The organism is Arthrobacter sp. SDR-2R, assembly GCF_057747955.1.
Genome location: NZ_CM173231.1, coordinates 2,019,048 through 2,034,795, shown reverse-complemented (window position 1 = coordinate 2,034,795; position 15,748 = coordinate 2,019,048). Strand labels below are relative to the sequence as shown.

The following is a 15,748-nucleotide window of genomic DNA, read 5'->3' as shown; positions in this document are numbered from 1 at the left end:
CTTTGCAGCTCTTATGGCGAGCCTAGTCCTTTGCCCTTCGCCGCGGTGTGGAAGAAAATACAGATGATTTGGACTTTCGCTGGTCGGGTGCACAAACCAGTTCCCGGATAGCGCGCCGGAGGGTCGATTCGGGCGACGCTTCGAGCAGCAGTGATCCCGCCAGGAGTGCGGCGTCGGCGGCGACAGGGTCGTAAGGCAGGAATGCCCTGAGGCTGGACGCGGGGCCGTACCGTTCCCACGCATCCCGCAATTGCCGCTCGGGGGCCCTTCCCACGGACGACGAACGCACCTTGTTCATTACGACTGTGGGCGATGCGTGCGGGACTGCGCCCTCCAGCTCGGCAAGTGCACGGACCAGCCGTGGGACACCCACGGGATCAGCAGCGCCGACGGCGTACACAGTGTCCGCCAGTTCCAGCGGACGCAGTGTCGCCGCGTTCCGTCGAGGCGCCGTGGTGTCAAAGCTCAGTTCTTCATCCGCCTCAAGGCAAAACCCGGTGTCCACCACCACAACATCGGCAATCTGCCGGGCCCGCTCAAGGACCAGTCCCAGGGCAGGGGCGCGGAGTTCCGTCCACCGATCGGCCCGGGTTATGCCGGTCAGCACCCGGAACGTCCCGGCCGTGGTGGCGACCGTGGCGGCCACCTTCCGCAGTGCCTCGGCGTCCAGCAGGCCCTGGTCTGCAAGCCTGCACGCCTGGGCAAGCCCGGCTGACTCATCCAGGAGTCCCAGCACTGCCGCCACGCTGGCGCCGTACGTGTCGGCGTCGACCAGCAGGACTGACCGGCCGTCGGCTGCCATCTCACCGGCGATGTTCACAGCAACCGTTGTACGTCCCGGAGATCCGGCGGGACCCCAAACAACGATCAGCTTCCCGGCCCCGCGCCCCTCCTCGTCCACCGCCGGCACAACGGGATCCGTTGCCAGTGCAGCAGCGGTATCGGCGGGCGCGCTGAGGTTCGCCGGACGAAGCGCGCCGGTCAGCTGGGCGACGGCGTCCGCGATCCTGTCCGAAAGCTCCGCGGACTCAACGCCCGACAGCGCCGAAGCGACACCTATCGTGCGGAGTCTGGCTGCCTCCTCCGCGTTATCGGTCAGCGCGACGATCGCCACGCCAACAGCTCCAAGACGGTCAACCAGGGACGCGGTCAGCCCCTCTGAACCCTCTGCCACGACTGCCGCCCTCGCCAGCCCGCTCTGGCAGGCAGCAAGCAGTTCGGGAAGTTCAGCGCACCTGCGAACCACCGTGACCGGGCCGTGGAGTCTTTCGAGCCCGCCCACCAGGTCCTCGCGGCTCTGGCCGACGGTGACAACGGGAATGTTCATCGGGCGCCGCCCGGATTCCACACCACGGAGATCTTGGCCTCGTTTGCCTGGGCCCCCAGCAACGCAGGCATCTGCTTGTCCTCCACCAGGACCAGAAGCACAGTGGTCTTTGACGATCCAAGAGCGGTGGATCCCGTGGAGACCTCTGCAATTTCCGCTCCGGGAAGGATCAGCCTGGGCTCGCTGAATCCATTCTTCGCATCCGGCTGTGCCACCCAGACGTCCACGCGGGCACCGGCAACTGCCTGTGACGGCAAAGTCTGCTCAACGCTGAGGGCGACGGGCTTCCGGTCCAACCGATCCACCGTACCGAGGCTTGCCCTGGGAACCAGTTGGTCTTTTGCGATTCTTTGCATCGCGACCACGTCCTGGGGCAGGCCGGCCTCGACAGTGATGTAGTGCTGTTCGGCATCGCCCAGCCGGACCTTGGCGCGGACTACATTGTCGGGCGTCAGGCGCTCACCAACGGCTATGCCGTCCCGTGCGGCGTAGACCTCGGTGGTGCGGTCTGCACTTCCGACAAGGAAGACGACTCCGGCGACGGACACCAGGACCAGGAGAACGCCAACCAGCAGCCGGGGGTCCTTCCACGATGGACGCTTAAGCCGCGCTGCAGTGGCACTTGAATCAGGAACCATGCCGTTCTCCCCCCAGGTATACCGAACCTGTCCGCTCTGGCCGGACTCCTCATTGTTACCGCATGGCCCGGTGAACAAAAGTCATTTGTCTAAATGGCGCCAATCTGTGGATAACAGCCACAAAATGAGCCACTTGATGGCAAAATGGATACATGCCCAGGTTCCTCACACTCGCTGACGTCGCGGAGCAGCTCCAGATCAATTCCCCCGCCGCCTACGCCCTGGTCCGCAGCGGTGAGCTGAAGGCTATCCAGGTGGGTGGCCGCGGTTATCTTGATCAGTCACGTGGGTCGATGCCATTTCTGCCCGGAGCTCATGGCCAGAGGGCTTGATTCCGGTGATTGATTTCTGTGCGGTTCGCGAGGATCGTAGGGCCCGATTGGATAGTCTTTGGGGCGTGATGTGCTGTGGCTGAGAAGCGGTTTTTGGCGTTGGCTGATGTTTCGGAGATTCTGAACATCTCCTCAGCCCAGGCGTATGCCCTGGTCCGGTCAGGCGAATTGCCTGCGATTCAGGTTGGGGGCCGGGGGCAGTGGCGGGTTGAGTCGCGCCTTCTAGAGGAATACATTTCCCGAGGTTATGAGAAGACCGCCGAGTATGTCCGTGCGCAGTCTGCTGAGGGCCGGCCCGTGCCGGACGGTGTCTAGCCCTTTTCAGGTATTCGGGCCTCAAGTTTCGTGATGGGCACTGCCTCGTTACGTTGTTTCATCATGGTCCTGTTGATGGACTGCGCGGCGCGCAGCTGGTCGTTCAGGTCTTCGACCTGGGCTTCGAGTAGTGAGATGGCGCTGCGTGCCTGTTCAGCGCTTTTGCGTTCTGTGCTGAGTTGGCTTTCCAGTTCGCTGATGTAGCTGGCCATTTGTTCCGGGGTTCTTCCGGCCAGGGCTTCGGCGAGGTTGGTGTTCACTGCGCGTTTGTAGTGATCGCGTTGCCGGGTGACGGTGGCGAGTCGTTCCTGGAGCCGCAGGAGTTCGGTCACGGCGCCTTTGGGTGTCATTCCTGCCTGTTCATGGCCTTGGGCCCACGTTGCGCGCTGCTGCGCCGCTGCGCGGGTGACCGCGGTTTTCAGTTCCGGGGTGTTGTAGATCAGCCAGCGGCTGACCCCGGCTGCCCGTGCGACTGAGGAGACGGTGAGCAGCTCGGAGCCGTTGATGAGCCGGGTGATTGCTTTCCGGACGAGGGCTTGTTTGGTTTTGCTTTCCTTTTTCTTGGCCGTGATAAGCGCGGCGATGGCTGCCTGCCGTTTTTCGCTCATCTGCGGTCCGCGGTTCGGACGGGGGTCAGTGACAGCATGCGGCGTTCTCCGGCGGCTTCAAGGCGTGGCGCTGCGGGAGGGATTTGCTGCAGGAGCGTGACGGCGTCATCAATAGCGGCCTTGTCCTCGGGGGTCAGCCTGGATTTTTCCTTCAGCAGCGCGGTGCGCATTCGCTTGTAGGAGTTGATCTCTTCTTTGAGTGACTGGTGGATCCACGGTTCGGCGATGTCACCGGCCGCTGCGAGATCTGCTGTGAGGGCGACGATGTGGGCGTCGATCTGCGGCAGATGGGAGAGGTTGGCCCGGTAGTACTGGCATCCGCCGCATTTGTTGCGGACGGGACAGGATTGTCCGGCGGCTTTGACGTTGCTGGGCTCGGTGCAGAGCCCCAGTGGCGTCGCTACGGATTCCCGGACATAGGCTGCATAGTCTTTGGGTCCGTGGAGCAGCCCCTGGCGGTCAATCGTGGTGCTGTTGACGATCTCGATGGCCTGGCGCTGTCGTTCCCTAGTGATTTTGATGTATCCGGTGGAAGTCGTGAAGCTCTTGTGATTCATCAGCTCCTGAATGACATCCGGCGGCGTGCTGTTATCGCTGAGCCGTTGGGCGTAGGTATGGCGCCAGTTATAGAGGCCCATCCGGGACCTGGTGAGGAAGTCGACTGGTTTCGCGGGGTCGTCCCGGACGTCGGGCAGGTTCCGGATCCGGTCGATCCAGCGCCAGTAGTTGGTGTGAAATCCAGTTGGTGTGATGTGGGTCCGTGACTGCGGGCCGTAGGGCCGTGGCGAGGGAAACAGGTAGCCGGCAGCGTCGGGGTGGATGCCCTCGACGGCGCCAAGCGCGTCCTGCCAGGTCTGGATGACGCGGGCGGTGGAGCGGTGGATGGGAAGTTCCAGCCCGTACTCGCCGGTTTTGTGGCTGTTGTAGATGATGTAAGGCTGGCCGTCGTCGGTTTCCCGGAGGGTGTCGCGGGGCAGGGAATAGATTTCCGTGGGCCGCCGGCCGAGGTCCCGCAGCAACTGGTAGATGGTCTGCAGCATCAGGTTGTGGAGGGCCCTAGTTCGACCGACCGGATTGGCAAAACCCTCGTCCACGGCGAGCAGTTCCAGGTTCGCATCGAGAATCCTGATGACGTGTTCCGGGATTGCCTTCCCGGCGTTCCTGGCTCGCGCCGCGGTTGGGAGGGAATCGGCAGTGATGAACATGAACTTGGGGCTGACCCGGGCCAGGCTTTCAAGGTCCCCGCCATTGCGGAGGATCCGTTGGAAGAGCTTGAAGTAGTCGTATTTCACGGAGTCAGTCCGGGGTTCGCCGTCGGTGTCGGTGAGGTGGCGGTAGGCGTCCACGACTGCGTTCGCGTCTGTTCGGGTTAGGAGTTCGGGCCGGGTTCCGTGGGGGCGGCGTGCCAGGGCGTCCGAGACGACTTGGATGGTGCGGATGACATCCCGCACCTGGTCTGCGGCGAGGTCAAAGTGCCGGGAGTAGTCCTTGGCAGCCTGGCGCAGCCAGTCGACACCGATGGGCCGGAAATCGAGAGTGCCTTTGGAACAGAGCGTGTCGGTAGTCCGGTCTTTGCGAAGACCAATGACGGCGGAATCCCAGACGTCCTCTGAGCGCATGTCCCGGCCGGAGTGGCGGTATCGCCACCGGGCCGTGAGCAGACCAGCGTGCCGGAGGAACCCGATGACGCTCGCATCGCGGCGAATCCGGGCCTCTTCTGTATCCAGCAGCCGGTGGATGGACCGGGCACGGGTTTCCATGGCGGTCCGGACGATCCGGCGCATGATGACCGGCAGGATCCGGAATGCCTTGCGGTCTCGTTCCTGGAGGACGAGCAGCAGTTCGGTCCGCAGGATCGGTGGCAGATCGATGAAGGAGAAGACATGGCGGTGGTAGTGGCGGTTAAGGGGGCGTTCGACCGCGGTGAAGGTCTCGAGGTCGACGCCGAGCTTAGTGAGCCGGCGGAACATGCTGTGGTGCCAGAGGCAGAGCCGCGTCGCGCGCTGGTTTGATTCTTCCCTGCAGCCCGGGGACGCGCAGGGCTTGCCGGGCCGATACATGATGGTGTCGGCCGCGGCGAACTCCTCGATGCTGAGCCGGGGACGTCCGTTGTTGAAGCTGCGGTGCCAGCGGCCGTAGTGCAGGTGGCAGAGCCCCCTGATCATGCCCATGGCCTTGCAGTTCCGCCCGGCTGAGCCGACGATGCAGCGAGGCGCGTCGGGATCAGGGGACCAGCGCCGTGCCGGGACAGGGTCGGCCCCGGGTTCTCCATCGGTGCAGGAACGGCAGAGGCGGCCAGTGACGGTCGCAACGCGGGGGCACCCGGGCGTGGGACAAGGGTAGATCCCGGTCAAAGGATTCTCCGGGTCTGCCGCGAAAAGCCAGAGCCGGTGGTCCCATTCGTCGGGCCGCCATTGGGGCTCGAGCATGGATTCCAGAAATGCCAGATAGGAGCCGGTATCGGGGACCGGAGATTCACGGCGCAGGAATTCGGTGGACGCTGTCACTGTGGTGCGTCCTTGCCGGGCAGGGTTTCTTCCACCGCGCTGCGAAGCTCCTCCTGCGCGGGGTGCAGATAGATCGACGTCGACGCCAATGACCTGTGGCCGAGCAGTCCCATGATGACGTCGGGGTCGACCTTGGCCCGTGCCCAGCCGGTGGCTGCGGTATGCCGAAACTGATGAGCTCTGACCGGCAATCCCGTGCTCTTCCCAACGGTCGCGAGCATGCGGTGCAGCCCCGGGTATCCCAGCACCTGCGGCTTCTTGGCGTCCCTAGACAGGAACAACGCGTCCGGCTGACTGCCGCCCAACGATGCGTATCTTTGGGCCATATAGGCGGCGTGGACCTCGCAAACATCGGCAGGCACGGGGACGTTCCGCTCATACGGTGACTTGGCCCAGGCCCCGTTCGGGTTGCTACGCCTTTCAACATGGACGTGGGGCCCGGGAATCGTGCAGCCCAGGTGGCCGGAATCGGGCAGCATGTGCATGTCCTCCAGCCGTAGGCCGAGCACCTCGCCGGCCCGCAGACCGCAACGCAGCATCAGCAACACCAGGAGCATGTCCCGCGGCCTCTCGACCGCATCCAGGACACGGCTGACCTGTGACGAGGTCAGCACCACCGGTCGCCGTTTGATCTCCCGGGCCTTCACCAGCCTTGGCGGCGCCGTCGTCCATTGGCCCTCAGGACCAAGGGAAGCCACGGCGTGGCGGCCGCCCTCGACCGTGGCCCGTAGCTGGTAAGTGCCAAAACCTTGTGCCAGGGCATAACGCAGGAACACCATCACTGCCGTCAAATGGGCGTTGACCGTTTTCCCCGACAACCCGTCTCCACTCTTATCACGCAACCCTTCAAGACTGGCCTTGTATGCGGCGAGCTGGTGGAAGCGAAGCCCTTCCCACGGGGTCCCCGTTTCAGCGCACCAAGAGAGAAACCTAGCCAGCCTCAGCTGATACGCCCTTTGGGTATTGATGGCACGGCCCGTATGGGCCAACCACAACGCGTAACTACGGCATTCCTCGCTCAGGACGAACCGGTCATCCACCACAGCCCAAACGATCTCGTCCTTCTCGACCGTCACTTCCACCGCTTGGAAAATCTTCATAAACGGAAGCTATCGAGGACGAATCGGGGCAAACAACAGCCAGGATGCAACTGGAGGATTAATTGTCACCAAACTATCCGGCTGGAAGACGAGGAGACCGAATAAGACCAGCCGCACCCTGCTCAACAAAGGACTGCCCTAAGACTTCGGGTGCGGCCTGATGGAGAGGCTCCGATCCTCACGCCGAACGGAGACAGCGACGGGTTGAGCAAGGAGCCTTGGATGAATGCGTTTCCCAGGCGGCGAGAGGTTGGTTTGAAGCCGGTTTCAGTGGCCGTCCCGCGTGGTTAGTTCAGTCAGTAGCTTCAAGCTTGAAGGCGCAGCAGCCAACTCCACTTCCCCTTTGTCGGTAGCAAAAGCCATGATTTCTCCTCGTGGAAATACTGAAAACGGGGCTTTTACGGGCTTGCCGAGCGGGCGGGGAGCTATGTATATCTCGACGCTTCCGTAGAGCGGGCCGGTTTGACCAGTCTTGGCTTGAAACAGGAGCCTGCCTGGCTCTGCCTTGGCATACCCAGTGGCCCATCGTCCCCGGAGGGTTGATCCCTTTTCCCGGTGGACGCATTCGACGATCCCTCGTTCCGCGTCTTGCTTGGCGCGTTGTTTTTTCAAAGGAACGACCGGCAAGGAAATGACAAACCCTAAAACAACACCGGCCACCACAGTGATGACAAAGGCCGGCAACCACCCAAGAGCTTGACGAAGCGGATCGAACGCCACCAAAAACATCAGCAATGGCGGCACGATGTTAGCGATACCCGAGTCATAGAATTTCTCCAGCCAACGCCGCGGCGTGGGCTCGAGGCTTGGTTCCGGCCTTGGTGGTCCGATCGTAATTCCCTCCCCTTATTTGCAGCGCGAGTGGCTCGACTCTCGTCGTCAAATTTGCATGGCTGTGCCTGACAAGAATGTCCCGGCTCCTCGAACCGTTGGTCACGACCTCACCCCAATACAGGCAGAGGCTAACCCCGGGGAGGAAGGAAAACAACGATCTTGATCAAAACTTCGGCCGGCGCAGCCAGGCCCTCACCGCGCTCCGGAGCACCGGGTTGCCGCTCCGCCGTCGCAACAGGCCACAAGATCTGCGCAAGCGTCTTGCCCCCATGACATGTCAGTGATTCAGTTCAGCCATGCCCGCCGTGCTCACAGAGCCTCGGGATCGTCCGTCCGAACCAGGGGGAGCCTGTGAAGTCGAATGCACCAGTGCCGTGGCCGCTGAAAGTCCTGGGCATTCTATTCTTTGTCGCGGTCATCGCTTTGACCTTGCTCGGTCAAACGAACAGGACGCTCCTCGGGGCAGCGGCCATAGGTGCGGCTTCAGTGGCCGTGTTGCTTGGCCTCTCGGTAGTTGCGGACTTCCAGGGATCCGCCCGTTGGCTTGGCCAATTCGCAAAAAACAACGCTTCAGTGTTCTTCAACGGTTCGGCTCCGGACGCTAGCATTTACAGAATCGCTGGAGCGGGATTCGTCGTACTGGGAGCAGCCATCGTAACCGTAGTTCTGACCCACTTACCCCAATGACTCCAGGTCGTCAGGCTCCATCCTCACGCCGGCCGCAAAAAGTGTAAGGAGCGGCGAGTTGCATGCCAAAACGAACAATCCCCACAGCTCATTCCAGGCAAGATAACCGCGGGCAATGGCGGGTCGAAGAGAAGATGCTGGAGCAGTACATCGAGGAACGCTACGCCGAGGCCAGCCGCATGATCCAGGAATCGCGCTCGAAGTCCGTCTGACGCCGCTAGCTCCCGCCGGGTTTGTATGACCTGATCATGGCCAGGGCCGTGAAAGGTATTGCTGAAACCTGGCCTACACTGTGACCCCTCCGGGGCTCCCCGGTATTGACCATGGCCAGGTCGATGTAGTCCCTGCCAACACGGTCGATCACGCCTGCCAGCCTGCTGGTCCCGGCTCCACCACCAATCGTTACCGAGAGCTCCGCCCGGTCGCGCGCCAGGCCACGCAGGGCATGCGCCAATCCGATCGACCGGCGGACCGGTGAAGTCTCCGCCAATGCGTGCCTGCCCAGGCCAACGTAGCGTGCCGCCGCCGCATAGGGGATGAGCACCTGGTGCTGGCCTTCATCCAGGACCAGTGCATCCGCTCCAGCATGCGTCAGTTCCCCGTGCACCGTTTCGCCGCAGATGAGCTGAACACCGATCCGGTACCCAACAGCGGCGCGCAACCTGCCTTCAAGGGGCAGGCTCACCATTTCTGCCCGCGCGCGCTCGTTGACCTCACTGTCCAGCGCCAGCCGCTCAGCCTCCGCAAGCTGGCTTTCCATGTCATTGAAGAGTGCATCCCAGCGCATTCCGCCAGCGTAGGGTCCCCCTGTCCGGCCCGTCAATGCGCCGTCTTTTTCATTCTAACGTATGGACAAATACTTTGATTGCGGTCCAAACTGATTCAAACATCAATAAACAGCATCAAACGCTATCAAAGGAGTACTAATGGATCGGGCAGACAAAATCCACTGGTCGGATGCCTGCATGGTCCTGGCCCTGTTGGTACTCGGCATTCTGCTCTGCTTCCTCGGAACGGGCCTGTTGTCCCAGTGGCAGGAATCCATGGCCCGGCACCAGGGCGAATCCGTGGACCTCCTCCTGGGTGGGACCACAGCGGCCACCGGCATTGGCCTTCTCCTTTGGTGGGGTGTCTCGATCCTGACCGCCGGGGCATCCGTTCTGCTGGAACGCCTGGGACGACGGCGGGCCGCAGCGGCCGCGCGGAGGCTCTCGCCCGCTTTCATGCGGAGGGCAGTTGTCGCGGCACTCTCAATACAACTCGCGTCAGGTGTCGCCGCACATGCGGCGGTCCTAAGCGCTCCCGGGCCCGAGTGGACGCCTACACAGGCACACGTGGCGTCATCGGCTCCGTCAGACCCGGCGGCTCCCCAAGATGGTCCGCTGCCCACGGTCAGCGACAGCCCGGGCGGTGTGCGCGTTAAAAACCCGCCTCTCCCGGTTGCAGCAGCGCCAACCGGCCGGGAAGGGCCGTCGCCGGCATGGAATTCCACGACACCGCCCACCGTCACTCCGATCGACCCCGGTTGGCAGCCCGCTCCCCCTGTGGTGGAGCCCGGCCTCCTGGCCGGACCGGAAACCAGGACCGCGCCGGAGTGGGGCGGCAGTGGCCCTGGTGCCAATGGCAGGGGTGGCCCGGCAAAGGCAGTGACGGTCCTCGCGGGCGACACGCTGTGGGACATCGTAGCCACCCATTTGGGCCCGGAGGCATCGGATGTGGACATCGCTCTTGAATGGCCGCGCTGGTATGCCGCGAACCGTGCACTGATCGGTGGAAGCCCGGATGTCCTGCTTCCAGGCCAGATACTCCAGGCGCCGGCAGCGTCGTAGCCGCTGTAAGTGACCCACTCGCACCAATAACCGGTCAAAGTACCAACATCACGTCGAACCAGAAGCAAGCCTAATCACCAGTCACACCAACCAAGGGGAACGCCATGACCGCAGTGACACCTATCCGGGCCGTTAAAGGTCCGGCCACCGAGTCCAGGCAGGGAGGGGCCGGTCCCGCAAAGCCGCTGCCTGTGTCGACGCCAACCCGCTCCGGCCAATCCACCGGGGCAACCCCTCCATCGCTGCGGCCAGTTAGCGAGGCTGCGGAGGTCAGGGCCATTACCCGCGGGACAGTTCAGGCTTCCATGGAGGTCCTCGCCGGCATCCGCCCCATCCAGCAGTTGGCGCGGCGCCTGGACCCGCGCTGCCTGGCATCGCTGCAGCACCGGGCAGCGCTGATCAGGCGCGAGCTCACCAGGACCGGCAATCCTGCATTGGCCCGGCTCCACCGGAATTCAACAGTCCGCTCCGTGCGGGTCTGTGAAGTGGCCGACGGAATCTACGAGGCCAGTGCTGTAGTGGTGGATGATGTGCGGGCCCGTGCCGTAGCTGTCCGGCTTGAGCGCAGCAAGCAGGTGTGGCGGGTTGTTGAACTTGTCATCGGCTGACCCGTCGAAATACCTGGGGCGTGCGGTGGTACGGAACAGGCGACGCGCAAACAGGGCAGGGACGCGTCCGTCCCTGCCCTGTTTGCCGCCGCCGGCGGGTACCTGCAGCTGTCCTGCTAGCGCTTCTTCTTTTTCGCGGGGCGTTTGGCTGCATCCTGGGCAGCTGCCTTGGCAGGATTGCCGGAGCGACCGCTTCCGGCGCGCGTTTCCACGCGTGTCTGGGTTCCTCCACTTTCCGAGGGAGCCGTGTACTGCAGCTGCGCAGGCTTCTCGGGGGCTTCGAGGCCGGCGGCGTGAACCTGGGGGTCAACGTGCTCGGTATGCCCGCCGGCGGCATCCTGTACTACTACATCCTGGGCGGGGGTTACTTCCACCTCAAGGTTGTAGAGGAATCCAACGCTTTCCTCGCGGATGGCTTCCATCATGCTTTGGAACATGGCGAAGCCCTCGCGCTGGTACTCCACCAGCGGATCGCGCTGTGCCATGGCGCGCAGGCCAATCCCTTCCTTCAGGTAGTCCATCTCGTAGAGGTGTTCCTGCCATTTGCGTCCGATGACGGACAGGACCACCCTGCGCTCGAGCTCGCGCATGCTTTCGGAGCCGATGACCTCCTCGCGGGCCTGGTACACCAGGCGGGCGTCAGAGAGGATTTCCTCCTTCAGCAGCTCCACGGTGACCCTGGACTTGCCCCCGGCTTCCTCGATGATGTCTTCCGCCGAAACGCTGACCGGGTAGAGCGTCTTGAGGTTGGTCCACAGCTGGTGGAAGTCCCAGTCGTCACCGTTCCCCTCCGCCGTTGCGGCGTCGATCAGCGCCGTAATGGTGTCTTCGATGAAGAACTGCACCTTCTCGTGCAGGTCATCGCCCTCAAGGATGCGCCGGCGGTCGCTGTAAATCGCTTCGCGCTGACGGTTCAGGACGTCGTCGTACTTCAGCACGTTCTTGCGCTGCTCGGCGTTCCGGCCTTCCACCTGGCCCTGCGCGGACGCGATGGCACGCGAGACAAGCTTGGATTCGAGCGCGACGTCGTCCGGGACCGAGCTGTTCATCAGCCGTTCCGCGGCTCCCGAGTTGAAGAGCCGCATAAGGTCGTCTGTCAGCGAGAGGTAGAACCGGGATTCCCCGGGATCGCCCTGGCGGCCGGAACGGCCGCGGAGCTGGTTGTCGATGCGGCGTGACTCATGGCGCTCGGTGCCCAGGACATAGAGACCGCCGAGGTCCAGGACTTCCTCGTGTTCGTCCTTCACGGACTGCTTGGCAGCTTCAAGTGCCGCAGGCCAGGCTGCCTCGTATTCTTCCGAGTTCTCCTCCGGGTCCAGCCCGCGCTTGGCAAGCTCGGCCACGGCGGTGAACTCCGCGTTGCCGCCGAGCATGATGTCGGTGCCGCGGCCGGCCATGTTGGTGGCCACGGTAACCGCGCCCTTCCGGCCCGCCTGGGCGACAATGGCGGCTTCGCGGGCGTGGTTCTTGGCGTTCAGGACTTCGTGCCGGATGCCTTCCTTGGCGAGCAGCTTGGACAGGTACTCGCTCTTCTCCACGCTGGTGGTGCCCACGAGGACAGGCTGGCCTTTTTCGTGGCGTTCGGCGATGTCCCGCACCACGGCGTCGAACTTGACAACCTCATTCTTGAACACGAGGTCCGGCTGGTCTATCCGCTGCATGTCCCGGTTGGTGGGGATGGCCACCACGCCGAGCTTGTAGGTGCTCATGAACTCGGCCGCCTCAGTCTCGGCGGTGCCGGTCATGCCGGAAAGCTTGTCATACATGCGGAAGTAGTTCTGCAGGGTGACTGTGGCAAGGGTCTGGTTTTCCGCCTTGATCTCGACGCCTTCCTTGGCCTCGATCGCCTGGTGCATGCCTTCGTTGTAGCGTCGCCCGGCCAGGATGCGGCCGGTGTGCTCGTCAACGATCAGGACTTCGCCGTCCAGGATGACGTAGTCCTTGTCCCGCTTGAACAGTTCCTTGGCCTTGATGGCGTTATTCAGGAACCCGATCAGCGGCGTGTTCGCGGATTCGTACAGGTTGGAGATGCCAAGGTAGTCCTCGACCTTTTCAATTCCGCTCTCCAGGACGCCGACGGTGCGCTTCTTTTCATCGACTTCGTAGTCTTTCTCCGGCTGCAGCCGGAGCACCACTTTGGCGAACTCGCTGTACCAGCGGTTGGTGTCCCCCTGGGCAGGGCCGGAGATGATGAGCGGCGTACGCGCTTCATCGATAAGGATGGAGTCGACTTCGTCGACGATGGCGAAGTTGTGGCCGCGCTGGACCAATTCGTTCCGGTCCCAGGCCATGTTGTCGCGCAGGTAGTCGAACCCGAACTCGTTGTTGGTTCCATAGGTGATGTCCGCGGCGTACTGCTGGCGGCGCACGGCAGGATCCTGGTTGGCGAGGATGACGCCGCTGGTCAGGCCGAGGAAGCGGTAGACACGGCCCATGAGTTCGGACTGGTATTCGGCCAGGTAATCGTTGACGGTGACCACGTGGACACCCTTGCCGGTGAGGGCGTTCAGGTAGGCGGGAGCGGTCGCCACCAGGGTCTTGCCTTCACCGGTTTTCATTTCAGCGATGTTCCCCAAATGCAGGGCAGCGCCGCCCATCAGCTGGACATCGAAGTGGCGCATCCCCAGGGTCCGCGAGGACGCTTCGCGCACGGCGGCAAAAGCCTCCGGTAGAAGGTCTTCGAGCTTTTCACCGTCCTGGTGGCGTTCGCGGAGACGGTCAGTCTCCTCACGCAACTCTGCGTCGGTAAAGGTCTTGAATGAGTCTTCGAGGGCGTTGATGGAATCGGCATAGTTCCGCAGCTGCCGGAGTGTTTTCTTGTCACCCGTGCGGAGAATTTTTTCGATAAGTGATGCCACGTGAAGATGCTCCCAGTCTGATGCCGCCGAATTCTGGCGTGTTCAGTCTACGGGAGAGACACGCGGCCGGTGCCCCCTTTTCCCTGAGAGCGGATACTCCTTACAGCCGTGCCAGCTCATGGGCAAGCCTTGCAGCGAGGTCTCCTGCCGGCCCCACTTCCACATCCGGCAGGCCAAGCCACTGGCTCATCAGCCTCAGCTCGGCAGCGAGTTCGACCGCGGTGTCCGCGGGTGCGTCCGGCTCGGCAAAGGCGGCTCTCACCAGCAGACGGCCACCCGTCCGGTCCGCCTTCAAGTCAACCCTGGCCACCATCCTGTCGCGCAGCAGGAACGGCAGGACGTAATAGCCGTAGCGCCGTTTGGGCTCCGGGGTGTAGATCTCGATCCGGTAATGGAAGCCGAACAGTTCCAGCAGGCGCCGGCGTTCAAAGACCATGGAATCAAACGGGCTCAACAGGGCCCGGCCGGTGGCACGCCGCGGCAGTACAGCCTCGACATGCCGGAACACGTCCCTCCCCCACCCCGTCACGTTGACCGGTTCCAGCCTGCCCTGCTCCACCAAGTGCGCAACGGCGAGCGCCGTTGCCTTGACGGGCGTCCGGAAGTAGTCGGCGAAGCAGCGGATGCTTCCGATCCCATGCGCCCGGGCCGCCGCTTCGGTCAGCCGGCGGAGCGCAGCTGTTGGGTCGACTTCCCCTCCTGCTTCGGCAGGGCGTGGGAGGACTTTGGCTGTCAGCGTGTACCTGCGCTCGAATTGCCCGGTCCTCGAGGCTGCCGATACCAACCCTTCTTCGAAGAGGTGTTCAAGGACCCGTTTCACCGCGTTCCAGTTCCACCCCCAGTCGGTTGTCTGTTTTTCCTCAACGTGGCCAATCCGGGCGGTCAGTTCGGAGGCCGTCATGGGCCGGGACCTGGCCAGGACCGCCAGGACCCGGTCTGCGACGTCGTTGCGGAGCCCGGGATCCAGCCGGGAGGCGCCCACCCAGGAGCGCTTTTGCCACAGCAGCAGATCCTGGTAATGCTCCGGCCGGATGTAGCTCGCTTCGTGTGCCCAGTACTCAAGCATCCGGCGGGGGTGGCTGGCAGACATGCGCTTCAGGATGTCCCGGTCATAGTTGCCAAGGCGGGAATAAAAGGGCAGGAAATGGCTGCGGACCAGGACGTTCACGGAGTCGATCTGGACGAGTTGGAGGCGGGCAAAAGTACGGCCCACCGCCCGTGCTGTCACGGGGCCGGTGGGCCGTACTTTATGGAGTCCCTGCGCTGCCAATGCGATCCGCCGTGCCTGGTGAAGGCTCAGCGTTGCTGACAATTCAGTCCTCTCTGCTGGTGGTTTGGTCCACCCTAAGCGTTGGCGGCGGCGTCGTCGGAGCGGTAGGCAAGAATCTTTTCCTCCACCACGGTGTCTCCCGGCTCGCATTCATGGTCCAGCGTAATGACCCCATAGGTCCAGCCACGGCGGCGGTACACGACGGAGGGCGTGTTGGTCGCTTTGTCCACGAAGAGATAGAAGTCGTGGCCCACAAGCTCCATATTGTCTACGGCGTCGTCGAGGGAGAGGGATGCGGCGGGAAAGACCTTGCGCCGGATCAGCACCGGTGAGTTTCCGGCCGGGATGTCGTTGTCAACATCGTACGGCGATTTGTCTTCGGGGGCTGCCACCGCTTCATTCCGGTGGTTGGCCTCAAGATACAGCGGTTCATGGGCACTGGCAGGTTCGAGTGAGGCGGTGGCCTCACGGACAGCCTTGGGAGTGTGGCGGCCGTGGTGGACCTTCTTGCGGTCCTTGGCCCGCCGGAGCCGCTCAAGCAGTTTGTTGTAGGCGAGGTCAAAGGCGGCAAACTTGTCTGCGGCGCTTGCTTCGGCACGGATTACGGGTCCGCGGCCCAGGACTGTCACCTCGACGGTCAGCTGGTCGCCGGTCTGCCGGGCATTGGTCTCCTTGGAGACTTTCGCGTCGACCCGCTGGACTTTGTCGCCCAGCGATTCAATTTTCGCGATCTTTTCCCCGGCATACTCGCGGAACCGGTCTGAAACTGTCAGATTTCGTCCGCTGATCATAAACTCCATGGTGCCCTCCAAATGACTTCGGTGACACGACGGCG

General features: G+C 63.0%; 13 protein-coding genes and 2 pseudogenes. 5 read left to right on the top strand and 10 right to left on the bottom strand.

Features of this window, described 5'->3' with window-relative positions; translation table 11 throughout:
• Window positions 1-22 precede the first annotated feature (22 nt).
• Together AC3ANU_RS09490 and AC3ANU_RS09485 are read right to left on the bottom strand one after the other, a co-directional pair.
• The gene (locus tag AC3ANU_RS09490; RefSeq protein WP_488315887.1) at window positions 23-1,327 is read right to left on the bottom strand and encodes a CpaE/TadZ family protein; all 1,305 of its coding nucleotides are present in this window, start codon (window positions 1,325-1,327) and stop codon (window positions 23-25) included.
• Entirely contained in the window at window positions 1,324-1,965 is a 642-nt protein-coding gene (locus AC3ANU_RS09485; protein ID WP_488315886.1) for a hypothetical protein, read from the bottom strand. The genes AC3ANU_RS09490 and AC3ANU_RS09485 overlap by 4 nt, the downstream gene beginning before the upstream one ends.
• Before the next feature lie 152 nt (window positions 1,966-2,117).
• On the opposite strand from AC3ANU_RS09485, the pseudogene AC3ANU_RS09480 reads away from it, so the two are divergent.
• Window positions 2,118-2,234, top strand: a pseudogene (locus AC3ANU_RS09480) (helix-turn-helix domain-containing protein); the annotation flags it as partial.
• 138 nt (window positions 2,235-2,372) lie between these two features.
• On the top strand, window positions 2,373-2,612 hold the full coding sequence (locus AC3ANU_RS09475; RefSeq protein WP_109045392.1) for a helix-turn-helix domain-containing protein: 240 nt from the start codon (window positions 2,373-2,375) through the stop codon (window positions 2,610-2,612).
• On the opposite strand, the gene AC3ANU_RS09470 is transcribed toward AC3ANU_RS09475, so the two are convergent.
• The 4 genes from AC3ANU_RS09470 to AC3ANU_RS09455 form a co-directional block, all read right to left on the bottom strand.
• Complete coding sequence (locus tag AC3ANU_RS09470; protein WP_488315885.1) at window positions 2,609-3,220, bottom strand: DUF6262 family protein; 612 nt, start codon at window positions 3,218-3,220, stop codon at window positions 2,609-2,611. The genes AC3ANU_RS09475 and AC3ANU_RS09470 overlap by 4 nt on opposite strands.
• Window positions 3,217-5,727 carry a hypothetical protein gene (locus AC3ANU_RS09465; protein WP_488315884.1) on the bottom strand — a complete coding sequence of 837 codons (2,511 nt, stop codon included), beginning with the start codon at window positions 5,725-5,727 and terminating at the stop codon, window positions 3,217-3,219. The genes AC3ANU_RS09470 and AC3ANU_RS09465 overlap by 4 nt, the downstream gene beginning before the upstream one ends.
• The gene (locus tag AC3ANU_RS09460; RefSeq protein ID WP_488315883.1) at window positions 5,724-6,827 is read right to left on the bottom strand and encodes a tyrosine-type recombinase/integrase; all 1,104 of its coding nucleotides are present in this window, start codon (window positions 6,825-6,827) and stop codon (window positions 5,724-5,726) included. The genes AC3ANU_RS09465 and AC3ANU_RS09460 overlap by 4 nt, the downstream gene beginning before the upstream one ends.
• 267 nt (window positions 6,828-7,094) lie before the next feature.
• The gene (locus AC3ANU_RS09455; RefSeq protein ID WP_488315882.1) at window positions 7,095-7,562 is read right to left on the bottom strand and encodes a hypothetical protein; all 468 of its coding nucleotides are present in this window, start codon (window positions 7,560-7,562) and stop codon (window positions 7,095-7,097) included.
• Window positions 7,563-8,455: 893 nt separating this feature from the next.
• On the opposite strand from AC3ANU_RS09455, the pseudogene AC3ANU_RS09450 reads away from it, so the two are divergent.
• Window positions 8,456-8,560, top strand: a pseudogene (locus AC3ANU_RS09450) (helix-turn-helix domain-containing protein); the annotation flags it as partial.
• Between the two features lie 5 nt (window positions 8,561-8,565).
• Here the strand turns inward: AC3ANU_RS09450 and AC3ANU_RS09445 are convergent.
• Window positions 8,566-9,135, bottom strand: coding sequence for a hypothetical protein (locus AC3ANU_RS09445; protein ID WP_018768506.1), 570 nt, complete (start codon window positions 9,133-9,135; stop codon window positions 8,566-8,568).
• 139 nt (window positions 9,136-9,274) lie between these two features.
• On the opposite strand from AC3ANU_RS09445, the gene AC3ANU_RS09440 reads away from it, so the two are divergent.
• Both AC3ANU_RS09440 and AC3ANU_RS09435 read left to right on the top strand, forming a co-directional pair.
• Window positions 9,275-10,177, top strand: a complete 903-nt coding sequence (locus tag AC3ANU_RS09440) for a hypothetical protein (RefSeq protein WP_134163803.1) — start codon at window positions 9,275-9,277, stop codon at window positions 10,175-10,177.
• 305 nt (window positions 10,178-10,482) lie between these two features.
• Entirely contained in the window at window positions 10,483-10,785 is a 303-nt protein-coding gene (locus tag AC3ANU_RS09435) for an Rv3235 family protein (protein ID WP_018768508.1), read from the top strand.
• A gap of 116 nt (window positions 10,786-10,901) precedes the next feature.
• Here the strand turns inward: AC3ANU_RS09435 and secA are convergent, their stop codons facing one another.
• The 3 genes from secA to hpf form a co-directional block, all read right to left on the bottom strand.
• Window positions 10,902-13,643, bottom strand: coding sequence for a preprotein translocase subunit SecA (secA, locus tag AC3ANU_RS09430; protein WP_056388091.1), 2,742 nt, complete (start codon window positions 13,641-13,643; stop codon window positions 10,902-10,904).
• Window positions 13,644-13,743: 100 nt separating this feature from the next.
• Window positions 13,744-14,955, bottom strand: coding sequence for a winged helix-turn-helix domain-containing protein (locus AC3ANU_RS09425; RefSeq protein WP_488315881.1), 1,212 nt, complete (start codon window positions 14,953-14,955; stop codon window positions 13,744-13,746).
• 32 nt (window positions 14,956-14,987) lie between these two features.
• On the bottom strand, window positions 14,988-15,713 hold the full coding sequence (hpf, locus tag AC3ANU_RS09420) for a ribosome hibernation-promoting factor, HPF/YfiA family (RefSeq protein WP_026265659.1): 726 nt from the start codon (window positions 15,711-15,713) through the stop codon (window positions 14,988-14,990).
• Window positions 15,714-15,748 lie beyond the last annotated feature (35 nt).